This window comes from Oryzisolibacter propanilivorax, assembly GCF_900103645.1.
GTDB classification, from domain to species: Bacteria; Pseudomonadota; Gammaproteobacteria; order Burkholderiales; family Burkholderiaceae_C; genus Melaminivora; species Melaminivora propanilivorax.
Window position 1 is genome coordinate 1 of the sequence record NZ_FNHP01000020.1, and the last position, 2,315, is coordinate 2,315.

At 65.3% G+C, this 2,315-nt stretch carries 1 protein-coding gene; it reads left to right on the forward strand.

The annotated features are described in order from the left end of the window. Window positions 1-279 precede the first annotated feature (279 nt). The gene (locus BLQ61_RS17090) at window positions 280-2,172 is read left to right on the forward strand and encodes an ATP-binding cassette domain-containing protein (RefSeq protein ID WP_091572992.1); all 1,893 of its coding nucleotides are present in this window, start codon (window positions 280-282) and stop codon (window positions 2,170-2,172) included. Window positions 2,173-2,315: the final 143 nt, after the last annotated feature.

Consider the following 2,315-nt stretch of genomic DNA (forward strand, 5'->3'; position numbering starts at 1 on the left):
CTTGCCAGCACCTTTTAGCACCAGCGCTCCGTCAGAAGCGAAGCCTTGAACTATACAACAGAAATCTGCAGAAGATCAAGACAGAGAAGAAAAGTTTTAAGTTTACTTCCCAACTGCCACTCGATTGTCTTGTAAGACAAGCGCTTGTGTCAGCGTGGGCCGAAGTATAGCCCAGGGTTTTCCCGGAAAAGACAATTTCGTGAATTTTTTGTCTTCTCGCTGCTTACACGCCTCTGACGCGCCGCCTGTGAAGCGCATGCGGCTCCCATAATCTCCCGCATGGCAGTTCTTACCTTGGCAAATGCCCAGCTGGCCTTTGGCCACGTCGCCCTTCTCGATCATGCAGATTTCGCACTGGAGAGCGCCGAGCGCGTCGGCCTGATCGGCCGCAACGGCGCCGGCAAGTCGTCGCTGTTGAAGATTCTCGGTGGATTGGCGCAACCCGACGACGGCACCCTGCACCTGCAGCAGGGCTTGCGTATCACCTATGTGGCGCAGGAACCCGATCTGACGCCCGAGGCCTCGGTCTTCGAGGTGGTCTCGCAGGGCCTGGCTGAGGTGATCGCGCTGCGCGAACAATACATGGCCGCCGCACCCGGCGTCGATCTGGATGCACTGCAGTCGCAGATCGAGGCCCAGGACGCCTGGAACTGGGAGCAGCGCGTGGAAGAGACGCTGCACCGTCTGCATCTAGATGCCGATGCCCGCATCGCCACCCTGTCCGGCGGCACGAAGAAGCGGGTGGCCCTGGCGCAGGCGCTGGTGACCCGCCCGGACGTGCTGCTGCTGGACGAGCCGACCAACCATCTGGACCTGGACTCCATCGAATGGCTGGAGGAATTACTGCTGGCCTTTCCCGGCTCGGTGGTGACCATCACCCACGACCGCGCCTTCCTGGACCGCATCGCCACGCGCATCGTCGAGCTCGACCGCGGCCAGCTGCTGTCCTACCCCGGCAACTTCGCCCAGTACCTGCTGCAAAAGGAAGAGCAGCTGGCGCAGGAAGCCGTCATCAACGCCCGCGCCGACAAACTGCTGGCGCAGGAGGAGGTCTGGATCCGCAAAGGCGTGGAGGCACGCCGCACCCGCAGCCAGAGCCGGGTGCAGCGCCTGCACGCACTGCGCGACCGGCGTGCCGCGCGGCGCGAGGCGCTGGGCAGCGTGCGCATGGACATCGCCTCCGGCAGCGGCGGCAGCTACCAGGGCAAGCTGGTGGCCGAGCTGACCGACGTGGACAAGGCCTTTGGCGGGCGCACCATCGTGCGCGGCTTCAGCGCCACCTTGCTGCGCGGCGACAAGGTGGGCCTGATCGGCCCCAATGGCGCGGGCAAGACCACGCTGCTCAAACTCATCCTGGGCGAACTGCAGCCCGACAGCGGCCAGGTGCGCCGCGGCGCCAACCTGCAGGTGGCGTACTTCGACCAGATGCGCCAGGCCGTCGACCTGGACGCGACGCTGGAGGACTTCATCAGCCCCGGCAGCGAGTGGATCGAAATCGGCAGCCAGCGCAAGCACGTGAAAAGCTACCTCGGCGACTTCCTGTTCTCGCCGGCGCGCGCGCACTCGCCCGTGCGTTCGCTGTCGGGCGGCGAGCGCAACCGGCTGCTGCTGGCGCGGCTGTTCGCGCGCCCGGCCAACGTGCTGGTGCTGGACGAGCCGACCAACGACCTGGACATCGACACGCTGGAGCTGCTGGAGGGCCTGCTGCAGGACTACGACGGCACGGTGTTCCTGGTCAGCCACGACCGTACCTTCCTGGACAACGTGGTGACCAGCACCATCGTCAGCGAGGGCGACGGCCGCTGGCGCGAATACGAAGGCGGCGTGCAGGACTGGTTGGCGCAGTCGCAGCGCAGCCGCGCCCTGGCGGCCGCAGCAGCCGCGCCGCGCAAGGAGGAAGCGCGCTCGGACAAGGCCGAGCGCCGCGCCGCGCAGCCGGCCCAGCCGGCGCAGAAGAAAAAACTCAGCTACAAGGAGCAGCGCGAACTGGAGCAGCTGCCGCAGCAGATCGAGGCGCTGGAGGCCGAGCAGAAGGCCCTGCAGGCCGAGCTGGCCGACGGCACGCTGTACGCCCGCGATGGCGCGCGGGCGGCAACGCTGCATGCGCGCGATGGCGAAATCGAGGAGCTGCTGCTGCAGGCACTGGAGCGCTGGGAGGCGCTGTCAGGCTGAATACAGCAAAATTGATAGCTGAAAGCCCTCGCATTTCAATGACTTCAGTGACCTGCCCCCTCGCAGCCGTACCAGCGTAATGGCAGCGAAGTCCGTCAACTTCGAGAATGACGGACATGAGAAAAAGCAGGTACACCGAGGAG

Coding starts and splice junctions, on each gene's coding strand:
- BLQ61_RS17090 (WP_091572992.1), top strand. CDS start 280: ATGGCAGTTCTTACCTTGGCAAATGCCCAGCTGGCCTTTGGCCACGTC.